The sequence below is a fragment of the Nocardioides sp. PD653-B2 genome (assembly GCF_002117935.1).
Classification (GTDB): Bacteria; Actinomycetota; Actinomycetes; order Propionibacteriales; family Nocardioidaceae; genus Nocardioides.
The window spans coordinates 1-17,554 of sequence record NZ_BDJE01000035.1 but is presented as its reverse complement, the minus strand read 5'-3'; the positions used below and the strand labels follow the sequence as shown (position 1 = coordinate 17,554).

The window sequence follows — 17,554 nt, the reverse complement described above, 5'->3', positions numbered from 1 at the left end:
CGACTCCACGGGTCGAGATGCTTCCATGCCCACCCGGTGCGGGTCAGTTCAGCATGCGCATCGTGGACGGCACGCCGCCGCCGCGGTGCACGTCCTCGACCAGCTCCTGGAGCGCTGTCAGCGCGACGTTCTGCGACATCGGGCCGTAGGAGACGCGGGCGACACCCAGCTCCTCGAGGCGCGCCAGCGACGGCACCCCGGGGATCCCGATCATCGTCAGCCGCTGCGGGCCGTACGCCTCGACCAGCGTGGCGACCTGCTCCTCGTCGAGCTTGGCCGGCACGAAGACGACCGGCGCCCCGGCGTCGAGGAACGCCCTGCCGCGCTCGACGGCGTCGGCGAGCACCTCGGCCTGGTCGCGCTCGCGACCCTTGACGAAGGCGTCGGTGCGGGCGTTGAGCACGAAGTCGACGCCCTCCTGCTCGGCGGCCTTCATGACCTTCTCCACGGTGGCCGCGGCCTCGGCGAGCGGGCGCATCTGGTCCTCGATGTTGGCGCCGACGATGCCGAGCCCGATCGCCCGGCGGACGGTCTCGGCGGCGTCGCCGTACCCACCCTCGAGGTCGGCGGTGACCGGCAGCTCGGTGGAGGCGGCGATCCGGCCGGCCGCCTCGAGCATCAGGTCGACCGGGATCTGCTCCCCGTCGGGATAGCCGTACGACGCCGCGATCGAGTGGCTGGCGGTCGCGAGCGCGGTCGTGCCCTCGACGTCGCCGACGACCTTCGCGCTGATCACGTCCCACACGTTGACGACGGTGAGGAGCTCGGGCGCCTGGTGCAGGCGGAGGAGGGTGCTGGCCTTGTCCCGGGTCCGGTCACGGGTCTGCTCGTCGGTCATGTCCGCCAGGGTAGCCAGGCGGGGTCCCCGCAGCGCTCAGCGGCAGCCGACGGACGCTCTCGAAGCGCCGCTCGGTCCCGTCGACCGGGTCGGTGAACGCCAGCTCGCTCGCGAGCAGCTGCAGGGGGCGGGTGAAGTCGTCGATCGCGACCTCGCGGTCGACGGGGTAGAGCGGGTCGTCCACGATCGGGATGCCCAGGCCGTGCAGGTGCAGCCGGAGCTGGTGGGTCCGCCCGGTGCGCGGGGTGAGCCGATAGACAGCGAGCCCCGCGCCCTGCCTCGACTCGAGCTCGACCAGGGTCTCCGCGCCGTCGCTCACGGTCACCGGCAGCGTCAGGTCCGCGCGCCACGGCGCGAGCGCGCGGTAGGTCTTGCTGACGAGCCGCTGCTCGAACAAGTGCTGGTAGGCACCGCGCCAGCGCCGCTCGGTCGCGAGCATCAGCACCCCGGACGTCACCCGGTCGAGCCGGTGCAGCGGCGTGAGCTCGGGCAGCTCCAGCTCGGCGCGCAGCCGCACCACGACGCTCTGCCGGACGTGCCGGCCGCGCGGGATGGTCGAGAGGAACGCCGGCTTGTCGACCACCACGAGCCGCTCGTCGCGGTGGAGCACCGGCAGCTCACCGGGCACCACGGGCTCGTCGCGCAGGTCCCGGTGGAACCACACGAAGGTGTGCGGGGTGTAGTCGTCACCCTCGCGCACCGGCCGGAGGTCGTCGTACACGAAGCGCTCGTCGGCCAACAGCCGCTCGACGTCGACCCGCTCGGAGAGCCGGTGTCGCAGCCACGCACCCATCGTCGGCCAGGGCTCGGACCGGCCCCGGTCCGGCGTCCGGACCCACGCGGCGCCGAGCCCGTGCCGCGTCGGCAACGGGGAACGCGGGGGCACCGATCAGCTCCAGAAGACCCGGTCGACGACCGAGCGGGCCAGGCGGGTGTAGCGGAGCTGGTCGTTGACCATCGCGTCGGTGGACCCGGCCGGGTAGCCGAGGATCGCGGCGACCGCCGACCGCTCCCGGGTGTCACGGGGCAGCTCGTCGCTGGGCTTGCCCCGCACCAGCGTGACCGCGTTGCGGACCCGGCTGACCCGGCGCCAGCTCTGCTGGAGCACGGCGGCGTCGTCCTCGTCGACCAGCCCCGCCTCGCGCGCGGCGGTGAGCGCCTCGAGGGTGCGCGAGGTGCGCAGCCCCGGCACGGTGCCGGCGTAGCGCATCTGGAGCAGCTGGACCGTCCACTCGATGTCGGCCAGGCCGCCGCGGCCCAGCTTGAGGTGGGTGTGCGGGTCGGCACCGCGCGGCAGCCGCTCCTCGTCGACGCGCGCCTTGATCCGGCGCACCTCGACCACGTCGTCATCGCTGATCCCCTCGGGCGGGTAGCGCAGCGGGTCGATCATGGCCTCGAAGCGCGCCCGGAGGTCCAGGTCCCCCACGACCGCGTCGGCGCGCAGCAGCGCCTGGGCCTCCCAGACCTTCGACCACTTCGCGTAGTAGGCGGCGTAGGAGTCCAGCGTGCGCACCAGCGCGCCCTGCTTGCCCTCCGGGCGCAGGTCGGCGTCCACCAGGAGCGCGGGGTCGGGGCCGGGCAGCGCGAGCAGCCGGCGCAGCTCGTTGGCGACGGACTGGGCGTACGACGACGCGACCTGCGGGTCGGCGCCGGGCTCGGGGTCATGGACGAACAGCACGTCGGCGTCGCTGCCGTAGGACAGCTCGAACCCGCCGTAGCGACCCATCGCGACGATCGCGATCCGGGTCGGCGCCTGGTCGAGGCCCTTCTGTCGTCGTACGACGCGGCCGGCGACGTCGAGCGTCGCCTCGAGGGTGGCGTCGGTGAGCCGGGACAGCCCGGCGCCGACGTCGGCCACGTCGGTGAGCCCGAGCAGGTCCCCGCACGCGATGCGCAGCAGCTCGCGCCGGCGTACGCCGCGGATCGCCAGCACCGCCGCCTCCGCCTGCTCGTGGCGCCCCGAGGTCGCGAGCATCTCCTCGGTCAGCGCCTCGGCCGGCTCCGGCCGCAGGTCGCCGGCCAGCATCCGCACGCCCTGGGGCTCGCGCTCGAGCAGCGTGGTGGCGTAGCGCGAGGTGGCCAGGATCGTGGCCAGCCGCTCGGCGACCTGGCCCTCGTCTCGGAGCGTCGAGAGGTACCAGGGCGTGGCACCGAGCGTCTCGCTGATCCGCCGGAAGCCGAACAGCCCGGCGTCCGGGTCGGGGGCGTCGGCGAACCAGCCGAGCATCGCGGGCAGCAGCGTCTTCTGGATCTGGGCGGTGCGGCTCACGCCGGTCGTCAGCGCCTCGAGGTGGCGCAGTGCCGCCTGCGGGTCGGCGAAGCCGAGCGCCGCGAGCCGCTGCCCGGCGGCCTCGGGCGACAGCCGCGCCTCGCCACCGGGGATCTTCGCGACCGCGACCAGGAGCGGGCGGTAGAAGAGCTTCTCGTGCAGCCGCCGGACCTCGCGGCGGTGGTGCTGCCAGGTCTTGTCGAGGATGCCGACCGGGTCCTTGAGGAAGTTCATGCTCCGGCCGAGCCGGCGCAGCGACAGCTCGTCCTCGGGGACCACGTGGGTGCGGCGCAGGCGGTGCAGCTGGATCCGGTGCTCGAGGGTCCGCAGGAAGGCGTAGGCGTCGTGCAGCGCCTCGCCGTCGTCGCGCCCGACGTAGCCCTCGTTCGTCAGCTCGGCCAGCGCGCTGAGCGTGGTCGCCGGCCGGATCCGCTCGTCGGCGCGTCCGTGCACCAGCTGGAGCAGCTGGACCGCGAACTCCACGTCGCGCAGCCCGCCGGACCCGAGCTTGAGCTGGCGCTCGGCCTCCTTGGCCGGGATGTGGTCGACGACGCGGCGGCGCATCGCCTGGGTGTCCTGGACGAAGCCGTCGCGCTCGGCGGCCGACCAGACCATCGGGCGGGTCATCTCGACGAACTCGCGACCCAGCGCCAGGTCGCCGGCGACGGCCCGCGCCTTCAGGAGTGCCTGGAACTCCCAGGTCTTCGCCCAGCGTTCGTAGTAGCCGCGGTGGCTCGCGATGGTGCGCACCAGGGGGCCGGACTTGCCCTCGGGTCGCAGCGCGGCGTCGACCGGCCAGATGGTGCCCTCGCCGGTGTGGTCGGAGCAGACCCGGATCAGGTTCGTGGCCAGCTGGGTGGCCGCGCGCAGCACGGCGTTCTCGTCACCCTGCTCCCCCGCCTCGGTCGCGGCGTGCACGAAGATCACGTCGACGTCGGAGACGTAGTTGAGCTCGTGACCGCCGCACTTGCCCATCGCGACCACCGCGAGCCGGGCCAGCCGGGCCGGCTCGCCGACCCGCTGGCGCGCCACCGCGAGCGCCGCGTCGAGCGTGCCGGCGGCGAGGTCCGACAGCTCGGCGGCGGCATCGTCGACGGCCAGGTGGTGGGTGAGGTCGCGGGACGCGAGCCGGAGCAGCACCCGGCGGTACTCCACGCGCAGGGCGTCGACCGCCACCGCGTCGGGCACCGTCGCGACCGGGTCGGCGTCGTCCGGGTCGGCGCCGACGGCGCGCAGCAGCCCCGCTCGGACCGCCCACGCCGCGGGCCGGGTCGAGCCCAGCTCGGGGTCGGTCAGCTCGTGCCACTGGTCGGGGTGGCGCACCAGATGGTCGGAGAGCGCCTCGCTCGCGCCGAGCACGCAGAGCAGCCGCATCGCGGTGCCCTCGTCGTCGACCAGCTCCTGGAGCAGCGTGGTCGGGTCGTCGACGACCTCGATCAGCCGGCACAGGCCGGCGATCGCCTCGTCGGGGTCGGCGGTGCGAGCCAGCAGGGCGAGCAGCGGCTCGGCCGCCTCGCCGAGGTGCGCGAGCGCGACCACCGCGGCGTCCGGGTCGAGGAACCCCAGGCGCAGCAGGTTCCCCTTGCTGGTCGCCGGCCGCCTCATCGTCGGGCTCGGCCTCGGGCGTGCCCCCGGGCGAGGGTGGTGAAGCCGTCCGCCAGCGGCCGCCACGCGTCGTCGAGCTCGTCGCGCGCGGCGCCGATGTCGCGCAGCAGTGCGTCGGTGTCGATCCCGCGGGACTCGTGGGAGCCGCGGTCGGACTCCGCCCACGGCTGGAGCACGGGCACGTCGACCTCGGGGTGCAGCTGCACCCCCCAGGCGAGCGGTGCGAACCGGACGGCCTGGACCTCGTCGCGCCCGGTCACCGCCAGCAGGGTCGCCCCAGGCGGCAGCTCGGTGACCACGTCGTCGTTCCACTGCACGCCGCGCCGCGGGGTGGCCAGCGGTCCCAGGAGCGCATCGTCCTTCGCGGCGTCGGTCCAGCCGACGCCGAGCAGGCCGACCTGCTGACCGTGGGGGTTGCGCTCGACGGTGCCGCCCAGCGCGACCGCGGCGAGCTGGTGGCCGAGGCACACGCCGAGGGTCGGCACGTCGGTGGCGACCGCCTCGCGCACGAGCTCCTTCGCCGGGCCCAGCCACGCGTGCTTCAGGTCGTCGTTCGCGCCCATCGGGCCGCCGAGCAGCAGCAGGCCGTCGTACGGCGTGAGGTCGGCGGGCAGCTGGTCGCCGGCGTAGGGCCGGCGGACGTCGAGCTCGCACCCGGCCTCGGTCAGCCAGTCGCCGAGCAGGGCCAGCGGGCACTCGCGGTCGTGCTCGACCACGAGCACCAGCGGGGCGCTCACCGGGCCCTCATGGTGCGGGGTGCTCGGGAGCCAGGGTCACGACCAGCACGCCGACGCCCGCGAGCGCGGTGAGCAGGCCGACCCAGATCGGGACCAACGGCACCGACAGCACCAGCAGCAGGACCCCGGCCAGGATGGACGTGCGGCGGGCGGCGGGCACCCGCTCGCGCAGCGCGCGGAGCGCCACCCCCGTGGTCGCGCCGATCGCGGCGGCGACGACCAGCACCACGAGGCCGTAGCGGCCGTAGCCGTTGACGAGCAGCAGGACGCCGATCACCGCCTCGAGACCCGCGAACCCGAGCCCGACGAGCAGGAGCCGACCGATCCCCTTCGCTCGCTCGTCGCTGACCAGCGCCGGCTCTGCCATCAGACCACCGGCAGCATGCGGTCGCGCTCGAAGGCCGAGACCTGACCGCGGTACTCGTCCCACTCGGCGCGCTTGTTGCGCAGGAAGAAGTCGAAGACCTGCTCGCCGAGGGTCTCGGCCAGCAGTTCCGAGGTCTCCGCGACCCCGATCGCGTCGTGGAGGCTGCGCGGCAGCGGCTCGATGCCGAGGCTCTTGCGCTCGCGCTCGGTCAGCGACCACACGTCGTCCTCGGCCTCGCGCGGGAGCTCGTAGCCCTCCTCGATGCCCTTCATGCCCGCGGCCAGGACGACGGCGTACGCGAGGTAGGGGTTGCACGCGGCGTCGAGCGTGCGCAGCTCGATGCGCGTCGACTGGCCCTTCAACGGCTTGTACATCGGCACCCGGATCATCGCCGAGCGGTTGTTGTGACCCCAGCAGATGTACGACGGCGCCTCGCTGCCGAACATCATCCGCTTGTAGCTGTTGACCCACTGGTTGGTGATCACGCTGATCTCGGGGGCGTGCTTCAGGATGCCGGCGATGAACTGGCGCCCGGTCTTCGAGAGCTGGTACTCGCTGCCGGCCTCGAAGAAGGCGTTCTGGTCGCCCTCGAAGAGGGAGACGTGGGTGTGCATGCCCGAGCCGGGGTGGGTGGTGAACGGCTTCGGCATGAACGTCGCCCAGATGCCCTGGCCCAGCGCCACCTCACGGATCACGGTGCGGAAGGTCATGATGTTGTCGGCAGTGGTGAGCGCGTCGGCGTAGCGCAGGTCGATCTCCTGCTGGCCCGGGCCGCCCTCGTGGTGGCTGAACTCCACCGAGATGCCCATCGCCTCGAGCATGGTGATCGCCTCACGGCGGAAGTCGGCGCCCTTCGACTGCGCGGTGTGGTCGAAGAAGCCGCTGCGGTCGACCGGCACCGGTTCGGCGCCCGGCTCCGGGGAGTCCTTGAAGAGGTAGAACTCGATCTCGGGGTGCGTGTAGAAGGTGAAGCCCTTCTCCGCGGCCGTGCTCAGGGTGCGCTTGAGGACGTGGCGCGGGTCGGCGTACGACGGGGAGCCGTCGGGCATCTCGATGTCGCAGAACATCCGCGCCGTCGACGGGCCCTCGCCGCGCCACGGCAGGATCTGGAAGGTCGCCGGGTCGGGCTTGAGCAGCATGTCGGACTCATAGACCCGGGCGAAGCCCTCGATCGCCGAGCCGTCGAAGCCGATCCCCTCCGCGAAGGCACCCTCCAGCTCGGCCGGCGCGACCGCGACGGACTTGAGGAAGCCGAGCACGTCGGTGAACCACAACCGCACGAACCGGACGTCTCGCTCCTCGAGAGCGCGGAGTACGAAGTCTTCCTGCTTGCCCATGGGCGCAGCCTATCGGCGCACGCCCGCCGGACTCACCCGGTCCGGTCGGTGGTTGAGGAAGGCGCGCAGCGCCTGTCGTCCCGGTGGTTGAGGAAGGCGCGCAGCGCCTGTCGTCCCGGTGGTTGAGGAAGGCGCGCAGCGCCTGTCTCGAAACCCCCGCAGCCGACGAGCCGGCGTCAGTGCTTGCCGCAGACGTTGACGTCCTGCGAGCCCATCACGCCGTCCCACACGTCGCGCATCGGCACCATCCAGTCCTGGGTGACGCTCGCGAAAGCGATCGTGCCGCGCACGCGGTGGCGGACGCCCTCGACCCAGACCTTGCGGATCGTCAGCGGGATGGTCACGGCGTCCTGCGTGGTGCCGGCCCAGCAGGCCGAGCCCTTCGACTTGCTCCGTGCCTCGGCGAAGCTGATCGGGTCGCCGACGTGCTCGCCGCCGTACCGGAACGCGAGCGTCGTGACGTAGCCGGTGTGGCCCTCCCAGGGGGTGCCGACCTCCATCGACATCCCGTGCGTGTGCTTGGTCGGGACCGTGAACGTGACGGCGCCGTCCTCGACGGTCTTCTGAGCGGTCTCCCAGACCTTGACCCCGTAGCCGGTGTGGCTCTTCCAGCGCGCCTGGGTGAGGCCGATGGTGCAGCCCTCGCAGCCAGGGACCTCGAACGTGATGGTGGTCTTGGGCACGGCACGCTGCGCGGGGGTGACCGCGTCGGCGCTGGTGGGGGCTGCCGTCAGGGCACCGGCAAGGCCGGCGACCACAGCGGCGATCGCGGCCGCGCGGCGTCGTGCGGGGCTGGTGCTGTTCGTCATCGTGTCTCTCTCCCGAAGTAGGTGTCGGGGTGGAGACGCCCCTGCTGCACGTTCGGTTGCGTGCGCGGGGAGACTTCTGCGGGTCAGTCCTCGTCGGGCAGGGTCTTGGACTCCCGGTCGCCGAGCGTGGGCCGGCCCTGGTTGCAGTAGACCTCGAGCTCGATCGAGCTGCCCTGCTTGGCGAAGACCGCGTCGACGTCGTCGTCGGGTCCCGGCTCGTAGCTCACGGTGCGCCACCCGTCGCGGGTCTCGGTCGCGATGCCGTAGGCGACCACGCCGCGGCACTCGACGACGAAGGTGCCGAAGACGTCCTCGATCTCGTCGCGGATCCGGGTGGCGCCCGGCTCGGGCCGGCTGCTGCCCTCGGGGCGGACGACGTCGTTGCCGAGCGGGCCCTGGCCGCGGATGCTCGCGCCGACGGACGACACCGTCAGTACGCCGATCGTCACGGCCAGCGCGGCGGCGCCGACCCAGGCGACCGCGAACCCGACCGAACGACGGCGCCACCAGCGCACCCGCACCTCACCCATGCGACCATCCTGACCCGTCGACCCTCCGCCTCTTGCTAGCGGAGGGTTAAGGCGGCGCTAAGGCGAGACCCGGGATCCGCACGACCGGCTAGGTTCACCGCGTGGCCCAGGTGCTGATCATCGAGGACGACCCGCGCATCCGTCCCCTGCTGATGCGGTCCCTCGGCGAGCGCGGACACGCGGTCTCGTCGGCGTCGTCCGGGATGCAGGGCCTGTCGATGGCGGTGGAGAACCGGCCCGACCTGGTGATCCTCGACCTCGGGCTACCCGACGTCGACGGCACCCAGGTCCTCTCGATGCTGCGCGCGGTGAGCGACGTGCCGGTGATCGTCGCCAGCGCACGCGACGACGACCCGTCGCTGGTCGGCTGTCTCGACGCGGGCGCCGACGACTACGTCGTCAAGCCGTTCACCACCGATCAGCTCGAGGCCCGGATCCGGGCCGTGATGAGGCGCGCCGCCACGTCGCGCACCGAACGGCGCACGCTCGTCGTCGGCGGGCTCGAGGTGGACCCGGTGTCGCGCCGCGTGACGCTGGACGGCGCGCTACTGGACCTGAGCCCGCGCGAGTTCGACCTCCTGCGCCACCTGGCCGAGCGGCCGGGCGAGGTGGTCACCAAGCGCGAACTGCTGACCGACGTCTGGAACCAGCCCTGGGGCGGATCCGACAAGACGGTCGACGTGCACCTGTCGTGGCTGCGCCGCAAGCTCGGCGAGTCGGCGGCCGCACCCGCCTACCTCCACACGGTGCGCGGGGTCGGTGTACGACTCTCCGAGCCGGTCGACCCGAAGAGCTGAGCCGATGCGCCGGAGCCTGATCCTGACCGTCGCCGCGGCCGTCACCATGGTGCTGCTGGCCATGCTCGTGCCGATGGCGGTGCTGCTGCGCAGCTATGCGCTCGAGGACCGGCTGTCCCGTGCGGCCCTGGAGGTCCAGGCGACCGAGACGGTCGTCTCGGACGGCGACAGGGGCGCGGTCACGACGTACCTCGACAAGATCAACCGCAGCTCCGACGTCGTGACCACCGTGCTCTACCCGCCGTCCGGCCTGCATCCCGACGGGGAGGCCATCGGGCCGTCACCGGACCAGGACGCAGACGTCGTGCAGGCCCGGCTCACCGGACAGGCCAGCGTCCGGGACGCCGACGGCGGCGCCGAGATCCTGGTGCCGGTGTCCCTCGGCATCAGCAGCGCCGCCCCGGCCGAGACCCCGGTGATCCGGGTCGAGGTGCGCCCGCCCGGGCTCGAGTCCGACATCGTGCGCAGCTGGCTCATCCTCTTCCTGCTCGGCGCGGCCTTGCTGGCCGGCGCGCTGCTGCTCGCGGACCGGCTGGGTCGCTCCTTCGTGGTGCCCATCCGCCGGCTCGCGACGTACGCCGCCACCCTCGGCGACCGCAGCCCGCCGACGCCGGTGACGCCGTCCGGCCCGCCGGAGGTGCAGGAGCTGACCACCGTGATGAACCGCCTGGTCGGCCGGATCGAGTCCCTGCTCGAGCGCGAGCGCGCCGGGGTGGCCGACGTGTCGCACCGGCTCCGCACGCCGATGACCGCGCTGCGGCTCCGCATCGACGCCCTCACCGAGCCCGACGACCGGGCCCGGCTCACCGGGGACCTCGACGAGCTGCAGGCCACGGTCGACCACGTCGTGCGCGAGGCGCGCAGGTCCGAGCGGGAAGGCGTCGTCCCCCAGGCGGACGCGGTGGCCGTCGTGGCCGAGCGGGCCCGCTTCTGGGAGCCGCTGGCCGAGGACCAGGGCCGGCCCTTCGAGGTGCGGGTCGAGCCGTCCGGCCCGGTGCTGACCCGGACGTCGGCGCAGGACCTGCAGGCCCTCGTCGACGTACTGCTCGACAACGTCTTCAGCCACACCCCGGACGACGCGGCCGTGCTGGTGACGTTGGCCGAGCGCACCGGTGGCGGGCTGGTGCTCACCGTCGAGGACGGCGGACCGGGCTTCCCGGAGGGCCTCGACGTCTCCGACCGAGGTGCTTCCGGCGCCGGGTCGACCGGGCTCGGGCTGGCCATCGCCGACAAGACCGCCACCGAGTCCGGTGGCGGTCTGTCGTGGGATGCGTCTGCCCTGGGTGGCGGGCGGGTCGTCGTGGAGCTCGGTCCGCCCGCCTGAGCGTCAGCGCGCGAAGGTGAGCTTGCGGGTCACCGAGCCGGGACCGTCGACGCGGCTGATCTTCACGGCGAACACGTCCTTGCCCGCGGTGTTCGCGCTGCGGAAGTCGCGGAAGTCGACCTCGTAGCGACCGTCGTCCGGGACTGCCCGCAGCGTCTGGCTGCCGACCAACTTGCCGTCGTGCTTGACGACGACCTTCCAGGTGGAGCCGGCCGGGACGCCCTCGAGGTCGGCGCTGACCTCGAAGCCGCGCTCCTTCTCGGCGGACATGTCGTACGACGCGCCGGCGACGGTGCCGCGGGCGTGCCGTTCGGGACCGTCGGCCTGGGCCGGGCCCGCGACGAGCACGGCGGCAGGGGCGGCCACCAGGGCGGCGGCGGTGGTCAGGGCGATGATGCGCTTGTTCATGAGTGCTCCTCGTGGGGTGGGTCAGGGGTCAGCGGTCGAGCGTCGCGACGCAGGGGTCGCCGTTCTCAGGGGTGGCGGTGACCGTGAAGCTGGTGCCGTCGTCCTCGTTGACGGTCACGTCGACGTCCAGCTCGGCGTCCTCGTCGGTCTGGCGGTCGCCCTCGAGGACGGACACGCCGTCCTGCTCGACGACGACGTTCCAGGTCTCGGCGGGTGCCGCCGACTGGAGCTCGAAGGTCACCTCGAGGCCGTTGTCGTCGTTCTCGGCGGACATGTCGTACGTCGCGCCGCCACACGTGCCGGTGGCGCTGGTCTCGTCGTCTCCGCTCAGCGCCCACACGGCGCCGCCGGCCCCGACCAGCACGACCAGGGCGACCACGATGGCCAGGACTGTCTTCTTCATCTCGTCTCCTCCGTCTTGATGACGTGGAGACGGTCTCAACGCAGGACCTAAGCGCGAACCATCGTCGCGCTAAGGGCAGGCAAAGCCCTCAGCCGGTGGGGACGTTCGCCTCGAGCTCGGCCAGCCAGGCGGCCGGACTGGCGTCGGAAGGCATCCGCCAGTCGCCTCGGGGCGACATGGTGCCGCCCGCGCTGACCTTCGGCCCGTTGGGGAGCGCCGAGCGCTTGAACTGGCTGGCGAAGAAGCGGCGGATGAAGATGTCGAGCCATCGGCGCACCGTCGGCAGGTCGAACTCCACGCGACGGTCGTCGGGGTAGTTCGGCGGCCACTCCCCCGCGTCGGCGTCATGCCACGCGTGCCAGGCCAGGAACGCCACCTTGCTCGGCGCGAAGCCGTAGCGGAGGACGTGGAAGAGCGTGAAGTCCTGGAGCGAGTACGGCCCCACGGACTCCTCCGTGGACTGCGGCAGCTTGTCCTCGCGGGTCGGGATCAGCTCGGGGGTGATCTCCTGACCCACGATCTCCTCGAGCACCTCGTTGGTGTCGTCCCCGAACTGGCCGGAGCTGACCACCCAGCGGATCAGGTGCTGGATGAGCGTCTTCGGCACCCCGGCGTTGACGTTGTAGTGCGACATCTGGTCGCCGACGCCGTAGGTGCACCAGCCGAGCGCGAGCTCGGAGAGGTCGCCGGTGCCGAGCACGATCCCGCCACGGTGGTTGGCCAGCCGGAAGAGGTAGTCGGTGCGCAGCCCGGCCTGGACGTTCTCGAAGGTGATGTCGTACTCCTCCACCCCGCGGGAGTACGGGTGGTCGAGGTCCTCGAGCATCTGCCGGGCCGCGCCCGTGATGTCGAGCTCCTCGAACGTGATGCCCAGCGACGTCGCGAGCCGGGTGGCGTACGACTTGGTGGCCGCGCCCGTGGCGAAGCCCGGCATCGTGAAGCCGTGGATGTCGGTGCGCGGCCGGCCGAGCCGGTCCATCGCCTTCGCCGCGACGATCAGCGCGTGGGTGGAGTCGAGCCCCCCGCTGATGCCGATCACGACCTTGGGCTGGCCGATGGCCTGCAGGCGCTGCTCGAGGCCCGAGACCTGGATGTTGTAGGCCTCGTAGCAGTCGAGGGCGAGCCGGTCGGCGTCGTCGGGGACGAACGGGAAGCGGTCGACCTTGCGGCGCAGGCCGATGTCGGCCGTGGTCGGCGCGAGCTCGAACTCGACGGTGCGGAAGTCGGGTCCGACCGTGCGCCGGTTGTCGTCGAAGGTCCCCGTCCTGATCCGTTCGAGGCGCAGCCGGTCGAGGTCGATGTCGGCGACCGCCGCGCGGGCGCCGTCGGGGAACCGCTCGGTCTCGTCGAGCAGCTCGCCCATCTCGTAGATCATCGTCTGCCCGTCCCAGGACAGGTCCGTGGTCGACTCGCCCTGCCCCGCGGCGGCGTAGACGTACGCCGCCAGGCACCGGCTCGACGCGCTGCGCACCAGCAGTCGCCGGTCCTCGGCGCGGCCGACCGTGATCGGCGACCCGGAGATGTTGGCGAGCACCGTCGCGCCCGCGAGGGCGGCCTCGGCACTGGGGGGCACCGGCACCCACATGTCCTCGCAGACCTCGACGTGGAGCACCAGCCCGCGGACGTCGACGGCCTCGAAGAGCAGGTCGGGCCCGATCGGGACCTCCTGGCCGGCCAGGATGGTCGTCCCCCGCACGTCGTCACCGGGCGCGAACCACCGGCGCTCGTAGAACTCGCGGTAGGTCGGCAGGTACGACTTCGGGGCGACGCCCAGCACGCGTCCTCGATGGATCACGACGGCGGTGTTGAGCACCCGGTTGCCGTGGACGAGCGGCGCGCCGATCACCAGCACCGGCGCCAGGTCGAGGGACGCCTCGACGATGGTCGCGACCGCGTCGAGGACCGCGTCGAGCAAGGTGTCCTGGAGGAAGAGGTCGTCGATGGCGTAGCCGCTCAGGCACAGCTCCGGGAAGATCGCGACCGCGACGCCCTCGTCGGAGCAGGAGCGCGCCTGCTCGAGCACCGCCTCCGCGTTGGCCACCGGGTCGGCGACACGCACCGGGACGGTGCAGGCGGCGACCCGTGCGAAGCCATGGGCATAGGCGGAGTAGAAGTCCACGTCTGGGAGTTTCCCATGCGGCGACCGCTAACCCCGCGCGACCACGCTCCAGGCGGTCGCCTCGACCTCGAAAGGTCCCTTTGGCAGCAGCTCGGCGCAGCGGGCGCGCAGCGCCTCGCGGCGGGCCTCGTCGAGGCCCGCGACGTAGTCGCCGGCCGGCCCGACGCCCCGCGTGTAGGGCTCCCACCACTCGTCGAACCCCGGGTACGGCACGGAGACGGTGAGCGTGCCCTCCTCGACGTCGCTGAGCCCCGCCCGACGGGCGAGGCCGCCGAGGTCGCCCTCACCGGTCCCCGGCAGCGCGGCCTCGTCGGCGGCGTCCGGGTCGAGGTCCTGCACCGCCCGCCAGAACGTCGACAGCGGGCCCGATCCTCCCGCGTGGTTCCACACGGTGGCCGCGACGACCCCGCCGACCCGGCCCATCTCGCGCAGGCCGCCGACCGGGTCGGACATGAAGTGCACGACCAGGTTGGCGAAGGCGAGGTCGAACGCGCCGTCGTCGTACGGCAGCGCCTCGGCCGTCCCCTGGCGGATGTCGACGCCCGGGCAGCGCTCGCGCGCCGCCGCGACGAACGGTGGCGACGGGTCGAGCGCGGCGACGCGGTCGGCGCCCAGTCGCTCGACGAGCCGGGCGGTCAGCACGCCCGGCCCGCACCCGACGTCGACCGCGCTCATCCCGACACGGACGCCGGCGAGCTCGACCAGCCGGTCCGCGAGCGGTTCGGAGTAGCGCCCCATGAACCGGGCGTACGCGTCGGCGGCGACGTCGAAGGCCATGCCCCTCACTGTAGGCCCGATCAGCCGAGGAGATCCGAGGCGTAGGACAGCAGGTCCCCGACCGCGTGCATCACCAACGACAGCTCCCCCGACGAGGGGTCCCAGGCGACCAGTCGCCAGCTGGGGTCCCTGCCGAACACCGCGACCCGGAGCAGCACGGTCCCGTCGTCGAGCAGGCCTGCGACGGAGAGGCCGCCGTTGCTGTAGTTGGCCTCGGGGTCACGAAGTGGCAGCTGCGCGCGCACCGCCAGATCGTCCCGGTCGACGACGAAGACCGAGAAGGGCCCGTTCTCATAGGCCGTGCCGGCGATCGTGTCGGTCTCGGCGCGCAGGGTCGACAGCCGGCCGATGCTGCGCAGGTCGACCCGTCGCGGCTCGCCGCCGGCCCAGTCGGTCAGCTCGGCGGGACGGCCGTAGTCGGCGCTCTCGACCACCGCACCGTCCGGGTCCACGGTCCCCCACCACCCCAGCCCGCTCGCCGGGTACGGCACGTGCGTCGTCCGTCCCGAGGCGGTGTCCACACGCCACCCACCCGGGCTTCCGTCGTTGAGGAGCAGCGTCGTCGGGTCGAGCCACGTCCACCGGACGAACTCCCACGCCTGGAACCCGTCGGGGTTCTCGAGGGTCGTGCGCTCACCCGTGGGCAGGTCCCAGATGTCCACGCCACTCTCGGTCGAGACCGCGAGTCGGGTCCCGTCCGCCGTCAGCTCGGCGCTGCCGTTGTCGGTGCCCGGAGCCACGCTCCGCCAGGCGCCGTCCGGGGTCAGGAGGAGGATGCTGTCCTCACCGCGCACGGTCAGCACTGCGGCCGGGACCGGATGATCGGCGAGGCCCGGCGCCGACGCGGGCGGATCGAGGACATCGGGCAGCGCCGAGGCGAGGCCGGCGGCCGCCTCGGGCAGGTCGTCCACCTGGCGGGGGTCCCACGCCGGCTGGACGACCTTCGTCGTCGCCGTCGCCGTCGGCGTCGGCGTCGGCGGCGTCACCGGTGGCGCACTGTCGTCGTCGGCCCGACCGAGTTGGGCGACGAGCGCGACCACGACCACCAGCACCGCGGCGAGGGCCGCGGCAGCGGCACCCCGGCGGGTCGCCCGACGACGCCGGGCGCCCACGAGGGCGCGGGCGGCGAGGTCCGGGCTCTCGATGCGGTCCGTGGCCCGTTCGAGCAGGTCGTGCAGCTCGTTCATCGCGTCCTCCCGATCAGGTCGAGCAGCTCCGGGGCGCCCGCACGCAGCCGGGCCAGCGCGGCGGCGTTCTGGCTCTTGACGGTCCCGACGGTCACGCCCAGCGCGGCCGCCGTGTCCTGCTCACTGAGGTCGTCGAAGTGCCGGAGCACCACGACGGCCCGCTGCTTGGGGGTGAGCCGGCCGAGCGCCCGCCGTACGACCAGAGCGGCCTCGGTGTCCGTCGACACGTCGGCCAGGTCGCGCGGCGACGCGGTCGGGACGTCCCGTCGGCGACGCCACCACGAGATGTTGTCGCGCACGATGACGGTCCGGGCGTACGCCGTGGGGTTGCCGCCGCGCAGCCGTGGCCAGCGCAGGGCGACCTTGACCAGCGCCTCCTGGACGAGGTCCTCGGCCCGGTGCAGGTCACCGGTGAGCAGGTACGCCGAGCGCAGCAACCGGCGCTGCGCGCCCGCGGCCCACTCGGTGAACTCCTCGTCCACGGCGACCTCCTCTCACGACTGGGAACGCACGGGACGGCACCCGGGGTTGGCCCGACTTCCGATGAGTTCGGCGCGCCGGCGCGGTCACTGTGCTGACAGCATGAGCGAAGGAGACCCCCGATGCCCCAGATCAGCACCTGCCTGTGGTTCGACGACAACCTCATGGAGGCCGTGGAGTTCTACACCACGGTCTTCCCGAACTCCGAGATCCGCGGGGTCTCCCACTACGAGGACGGACGTGTGCTCGCCGCCGAGTGGACGCTCGACGGACAGCCGTTCCGCGGGATCAACGGCGGGCCGGTGCACGCCGGCTTCACCGAGACGATCTCGTTGAGCGTCACCTGCGCCGACCAGTCCGAGGTCGACTACTACTGGGACACGCTCGTCGACGGCGGCCGGCCGAGCGAGTGCGCGTGGCTCGAGGACAAGTTCGGCCTCTCCTGGCAGATCGTGCCGGTGCGCCTCTACGAGCTGATCTCCGACTCCAACGCGGCCCGGGCGCAGGCCGCGGTCGGCGCGATGATGCAGATGCAGAAGATCGTGATCGCCGACGTGGAGGCCGCCGCCGACGCCGTGCCGGCCGGCGCGTGACCAGCACCACAGGGTTCAACTGCACCGTCCGGGGCTAGCCTGACGAACGGTCCGTGGACTCCACCAGGGAGCCGCGAGACCTTCGTCCCAGGGAGAGTCCATGAGCGAGGAGACGGCGCCGTACGGCACCGGCCCGGCCCAGCAGGCAGGGCCCGCGATCAAGCGGATCCGCACCCACCACCTGCGCGAGATGAAGCAGCGCGGCGAGAAGTTCGCGATGCTCACGGCCTACGAGCAGTACGCCGCGCAGACCTTCGACGAGGCCGGCATCGAGGTGCTGCTCGTCGGTGACAGCGCCTCCAACAACGTCTTCGCCAACGAGACGTCGCTGCCCGTGACCGTCGACGAGCTGATCCCGCTGGTGCGCGCGGTCACCCGCTCGGCCCACCGCGCCCTCGTGGTCGCCGACCTGCCGTTCGGCTCCTACCAGGCGTCCGCCGAGCAGGCCTACCTGACCGCGGTGCGCTTCATGAAGGAGGCCAACGCCCACGCGGTGAAGCTCGAGGGCGGCGCGGAGATGTCTCCGCAGGTGCGCAAGCTCACCCAGGGCGGCATCCCGGTGATGGCACACATCGGTTTCACGCCCCAGTCCGAGCACAACCTCGGCGGCTACCGCGTGCAGGGGCGCGGCGACGCCGCCAAGCAGGTCATCGAGGAGGCCCGGGCGATGGAGGAGGCCGGCGCCTTCGCGGTCGTCATGGAGATGGTCCCCGGCGACGTCGCCGCCGAGGTCACGGCCGCCGTGTCGATCCCGACCATCGGCATCGGCGCCGGCCCCGAGTGCGACGGGCAGGTGCTCGTCTGGCAGGACGCCTTCGGCCTGCGCACCGGCCGGATGGCGAAGTTCGTCAAGCAGTACGCCGACCTGCACGGCGTACTCCTCCAGGCTGCCCAGGACTACGCCGCCGACGTCAAGGCCGGCACCTTCCCCGGCCCGGAGCACACCTTTTAGCCAGAGGGTGGTTTCGAGGCTC

Annotated in this window: 18 protein-coding genes; 4 read left to right on the top strand and 14 right to left on the bottom strand. The window is 72.7% G+C overall.

From position 1 onward, the window contains the following. Positions 1-43 precede the first annotated feature (43 nt). The 8 genes from PD653B2_RS15525 to PD653B2_RS15490 form a co-directional block, all read right to left on the bottom strand. The gene (locus tag PD653B2_RS15525) at positions 44-838 is read right to left on the bottom strand and encodes an isocitrate lyase/PEP mutase family protein (protein WP_085873301.1); all 795 of its coding nucleotides are present in this window, start codon (positions 836-838) and stop codon (positions 44-46) included. Next, entirely contained in the window at positions 816-1,631 is an 816-nt protein-coding gene (locus tag PD653B2_RS15520; protein WP_207559316.1) for a pseudouridine synthase, read from the bottom strand. The genes PD653B2_RS15525 and PD653B2_RS15520 overlap by 23 nt, the downstream gene beginning before the upstream one ends. 96 nt (positions 1,632-1,727) lie before the next feature. After that, positions 1,728-4,712, bottom strand: a complete 2,985-nt coding sequence (locus PD653B2_RS15515; RefSeq protein WP_085873299.1) for a bifunctional [glutamine synthetase] adenylyltransferase/[glutamine synthetase]-adenylyl-L-tyrosine phosphorylase — start codon at positions 4,710-4,712, stop codon at positions 1,728-1,730. Further along, on the bottom strand, positions 4,709-5,449 hold the full coding sequence (locus tag PD653B2_RS15510; protein ID WP_085873298.1) for a type 1 glutamine amidotransferase: 741 nt from the start codon (positions 5,447-5,449) through the stop codon (positions 4,709-4,711). Before PD653B2_RS15510 ends, PD653B2_RS15515 begins: the two co-directional genes overlap by 4 nt. A gap of 7 nt (positions 5,450-5,456) precedes the next feature. Continuing rightward, positions 5,457-5,816 (bottom strand): hypothetical protein, encoded by a 360-nt coding sequence (locus PD653B2_RS15505; protein ID WP_085873297.1) that lies wholly within the window; start codon positions 5,814-5,816, stop codon positions 5,457-5,459. Continuing rightward, positions 5,816-7,153: a glutamine synthetase family protein gene (locus tag PD653B2_RS15500; protein ID WP_085873296.1), complete on the bottom strand. Its 1,338-nt coding sequence runs from the start codon at positions 7,151-7,153 to the stop codon at positions 5,816-5,818. Before PD653B2_RS15500 ends, PD653B2_RS15505 begins: the two co-directional genes overlap by 1 nt. 176 nt (positions 7,154-7,329) lie before the next feature. Continuing rightward, positions 7,330-7,962, bottom strand: coding sequence for a hypothetical protein (locus PD653B2_RS15495; protein WP_085873295.1), 633 nt, complete (start codon positions 7,960-7,962; stop codon positions 7,330-7,332). Positions 7,963-8,045: 83 nt separating this feature from the next. Continuing rightward, the gene (locus tag PD653B2_RS15490) at positions 8,046-8,492 is read right to left on the bottom strand and encodes a hypothetical protein (RefSeq protein ID WP_085873294.1); all 447 of its coding nucleotides are present in this window, start codon (positions 8,490-8,492) and stop codon (positions 8,046-8,048) included. A gap of 101 nt (positions 8,493-8,593) precedes the next feature. On the opposite strand from PD653B2_RS15490, the gene PD653B2_RS15485 reads away from it, so the two are divergent. Further along, positions 8,594-9,289, top strand: a complete 696-nt coding sequence (locus PD653B2_RS15485) for a response regulator transcription factor (protein WP_085873293.1) — start codon at positions 8,594-8,596, stop codon at positions 9,287-9,289. A 4-nt stretch (positions 9,290-9,293) separates the two neighbouring features. Then, positions 9,294-10,613 (top strand): sensor histidine kinase, encoded by a 1,320-nt coding sequence (locus PD653B2_RS15480; protein WP_085873292.1) that lies wholly within the window; start codon positions 9,294-9,296, stop codon positions 10,611-10,613. A 3-nt stretch (positions 10,614-10,616) separates the two neighbouring features. On the opposite strand, the gene PD653B2_RS15475 is transcribed toward PD653B2_RS15480, so the two are convergent. The 6 genes from PD653B2_RS15475 to PD653B2_RS15450 all read right to left on the bottom strand — a co-directional run bounded on the left by PD653B2_RS15475 (position 10,617) and on the right by PD653B2_RS15450 (position 15,989). Next, positions 10,617-11,021: a hypothetical protein gene (locus tag PD653B2_RS15475; protein WP_085873291.1), complete on the bottom strand. Its 405-nt coding sequence runs from the start codon at positions 11,019-11,021 to the stop codon at positions 10,617-10,619. Between the two features lie 28 nt (positions 11,022-11,049). Beyond that, on the bottom strand, positions 11,050-11,424 hold the full coding sequence (locus PD653B2_RS15470; RefSeq protein WP_085873290.1) for a hypothetical protein: 375 nt from the start codon (positions 11,422-11,424) through the stop codon (positions 11,050-11,052). An 88-nt stretch (positions 11,425-11,512) separates the two neighbouring features. Then, positions 11,513-13,543, bottom strand: a complete 2,031-nt coding sequence (locus PD653B2_RS15465; RefSeq protein WP_085873289.1) for an NAD(+) synthase — start codon at positions 13,541-13,543, stop codon at positions 11,513-11,515. Positions 13,544-13,570: 27 nt separating this feature from the next. After that, on the bottom strand, positions 13,571-14,320 hold the full coding sequence (locus PD653B2_RS15460) for a class I SAM-dependent methyltransferase (protein WP_085873288.1): 750 nt from the start codon (positions 14,318-14,320) through the stop codon (positions 13,571-13,573). Positions 14,321-14,340: 20 nt separating this feature from the next. Continuing rightward, complete coding sequence (locus tag PD653B2_RS15455) at positions 14,341-15,507, bottom strand: hypothetical protein (RefSeq protein ID WP_085873287.1); 1,167 nt, start codon at positions 15,505-15,507, stop codon at positions 14,341-14,343. Continuing rightward, the gene (locus PD653B2_RS15450; RefSeq protein WP_085873286.1) at positions 15,504-15,989 is read right to left on the bottom strand and encodes a SigE family RNA polymerase sigma factor; all 486 of its coding nucleotides are present in this window, start codon (positions 15,987-15,989) and stop codon (positions 15,504-15,506) included. The genes PD653B2_RS15455 and PD653B2_RS15450 overlap by 4 nt, the downstream gene beginning before the upstream one ends. 120 nt (positions 15,990-16,109) lie before the next feature. Here PD653B2_RS15450 and PD653B2_RS15445 point away from each other — a divergent pair, with 120 nt between their 5' ends. Further along, positions 16,110-16,580: a VOC family protein gene (locus PD653B2_RS15445; protein ID WP_085873285.1), complete on the top strand. Its 471-nt coding sequence runs from the start codon at positions 16,110-16,112 to the stop codon at positions 16,578-16,580. Between the two features lie 100 nt (positions 16,581-16,680). Beyond that, positions 16,681-17,532, top strand: coding sequence for a 3-methyl-2-oxobutanoate hydroxymethyltransferase (gene panB / locus PD653B2_RS15440; protein WP_085873284.1), 852 nt, complete (start codon positions 16,681-16,683; stop codon positions 17,530-17,532). Positions 17,533-17,554 lie beyond the last annotated feature (22 nt).

Excerpts from the sequence above, each read along its gene's own strand:
- PD653B2_RS15525 (WP_085873301.1), bottom strand. The coding sequence starts at position 838 with ATGACCGACGAGCAGACCCGTGACCGGACCCGGGACAAGGCCAGCACC.
- PD653B2_RS15520 (WP_207559316.1), bottom strand. The coding sequence starts at position 1,631 with ATGGGTGCGTGGCTGCGACACCGGCTCTCCGAGCGGGTCGACGTCGAG.
- PD653B2_RS15515 (WP_085873299.1), bottom strand. The coding sequence starts at position 4,712 with ATGAGGCGGCCGGCGACCAGCAAGGGGAACCTGCTGCGCCTGGGGTTC.
- PD653B2_RS15505 (WP_085873297.1), bottom strand. The coding sequence starts at position 5,816 with ATGGCAGAGCCGGCGCTGGTCAGCGACGAGCGAGCGAAGGGGATCGGT.
- PD653B2_RS15500 (WP_085873296.1), bottom strand. The coding sequence starts at position 7,153 with ATGGGCAAGCAGGAAGACTTCGTACTCCGCGCTCTCGAGGAGCGAGAC.
- PD653B2_RS15495 (WP_085873295.1), bottom strand. The coding sequence starts at position 7,962 with ATGACGAACAGCACCAGCCCCGCACGACGCCGCGCGGCCGCGATCGCC.
- PD653B2_RS15490 (WP_085873294.1), bottom strand. The coding sequence starts at position 8,492 with ATGGGTGAGGTGCGGGTGCGCTGGTGGCGCCGTCGTTCGGTCGGGTTC.
- PD653B2_RS15480 (WP_085873292.1), top strand. The coding sequence starts at position 9,294 with ATGCGCCGGAGCCTGATCCTGACCGTCGCCGCGGCCGTCACCATGGTG.
- PD653B2_RS15475 (WP_085873291.1), bottom strand. The coding sequence starts at position 11,021 with ATGAACAAGCGCATCATCGCCCTGACCACCGCCGCCGCCCTGGTGGCC.
- PD653B2_RS15470 (WP_085873290.1), bottom strand. The coding sequence starts at position 11,424 with ATGAAGAAGACAGTCCTGGCCATCGTGGTCGCCCTGGTCGTGCTGGTC.
- PD653B2_RS15460 (WP_085873288.1), bottom strand. The coding sequence starts at position 14,320 with ATGGCCTTCGACGTCGCCGCCGACGCGTACGCCCGGTTCATGGGGCGC.
- PD653B2_RS15455 (WP_085873287.1), bottom strand. The coding sequence starts at position 15,507 with ATGAACGAGCTGCACGACCTGCTCGAACGGGCCACGGACCGCATCGAG.
- PD653B2_RS15445 (WP_085873285.1), top strand. The coding sequence starts at position 16,110 with ATGCCCCAGATCAGCACCTGCCTGTGGTTCGACGACAACCTCATGGAG.
- panB (WP_085873284.1), top strand. The coding sequence starts at position 16,681 with ATGAGCGAGGAGACGGCGCCGTACGGCACCGGCCCGGCCCAGCAGGCA.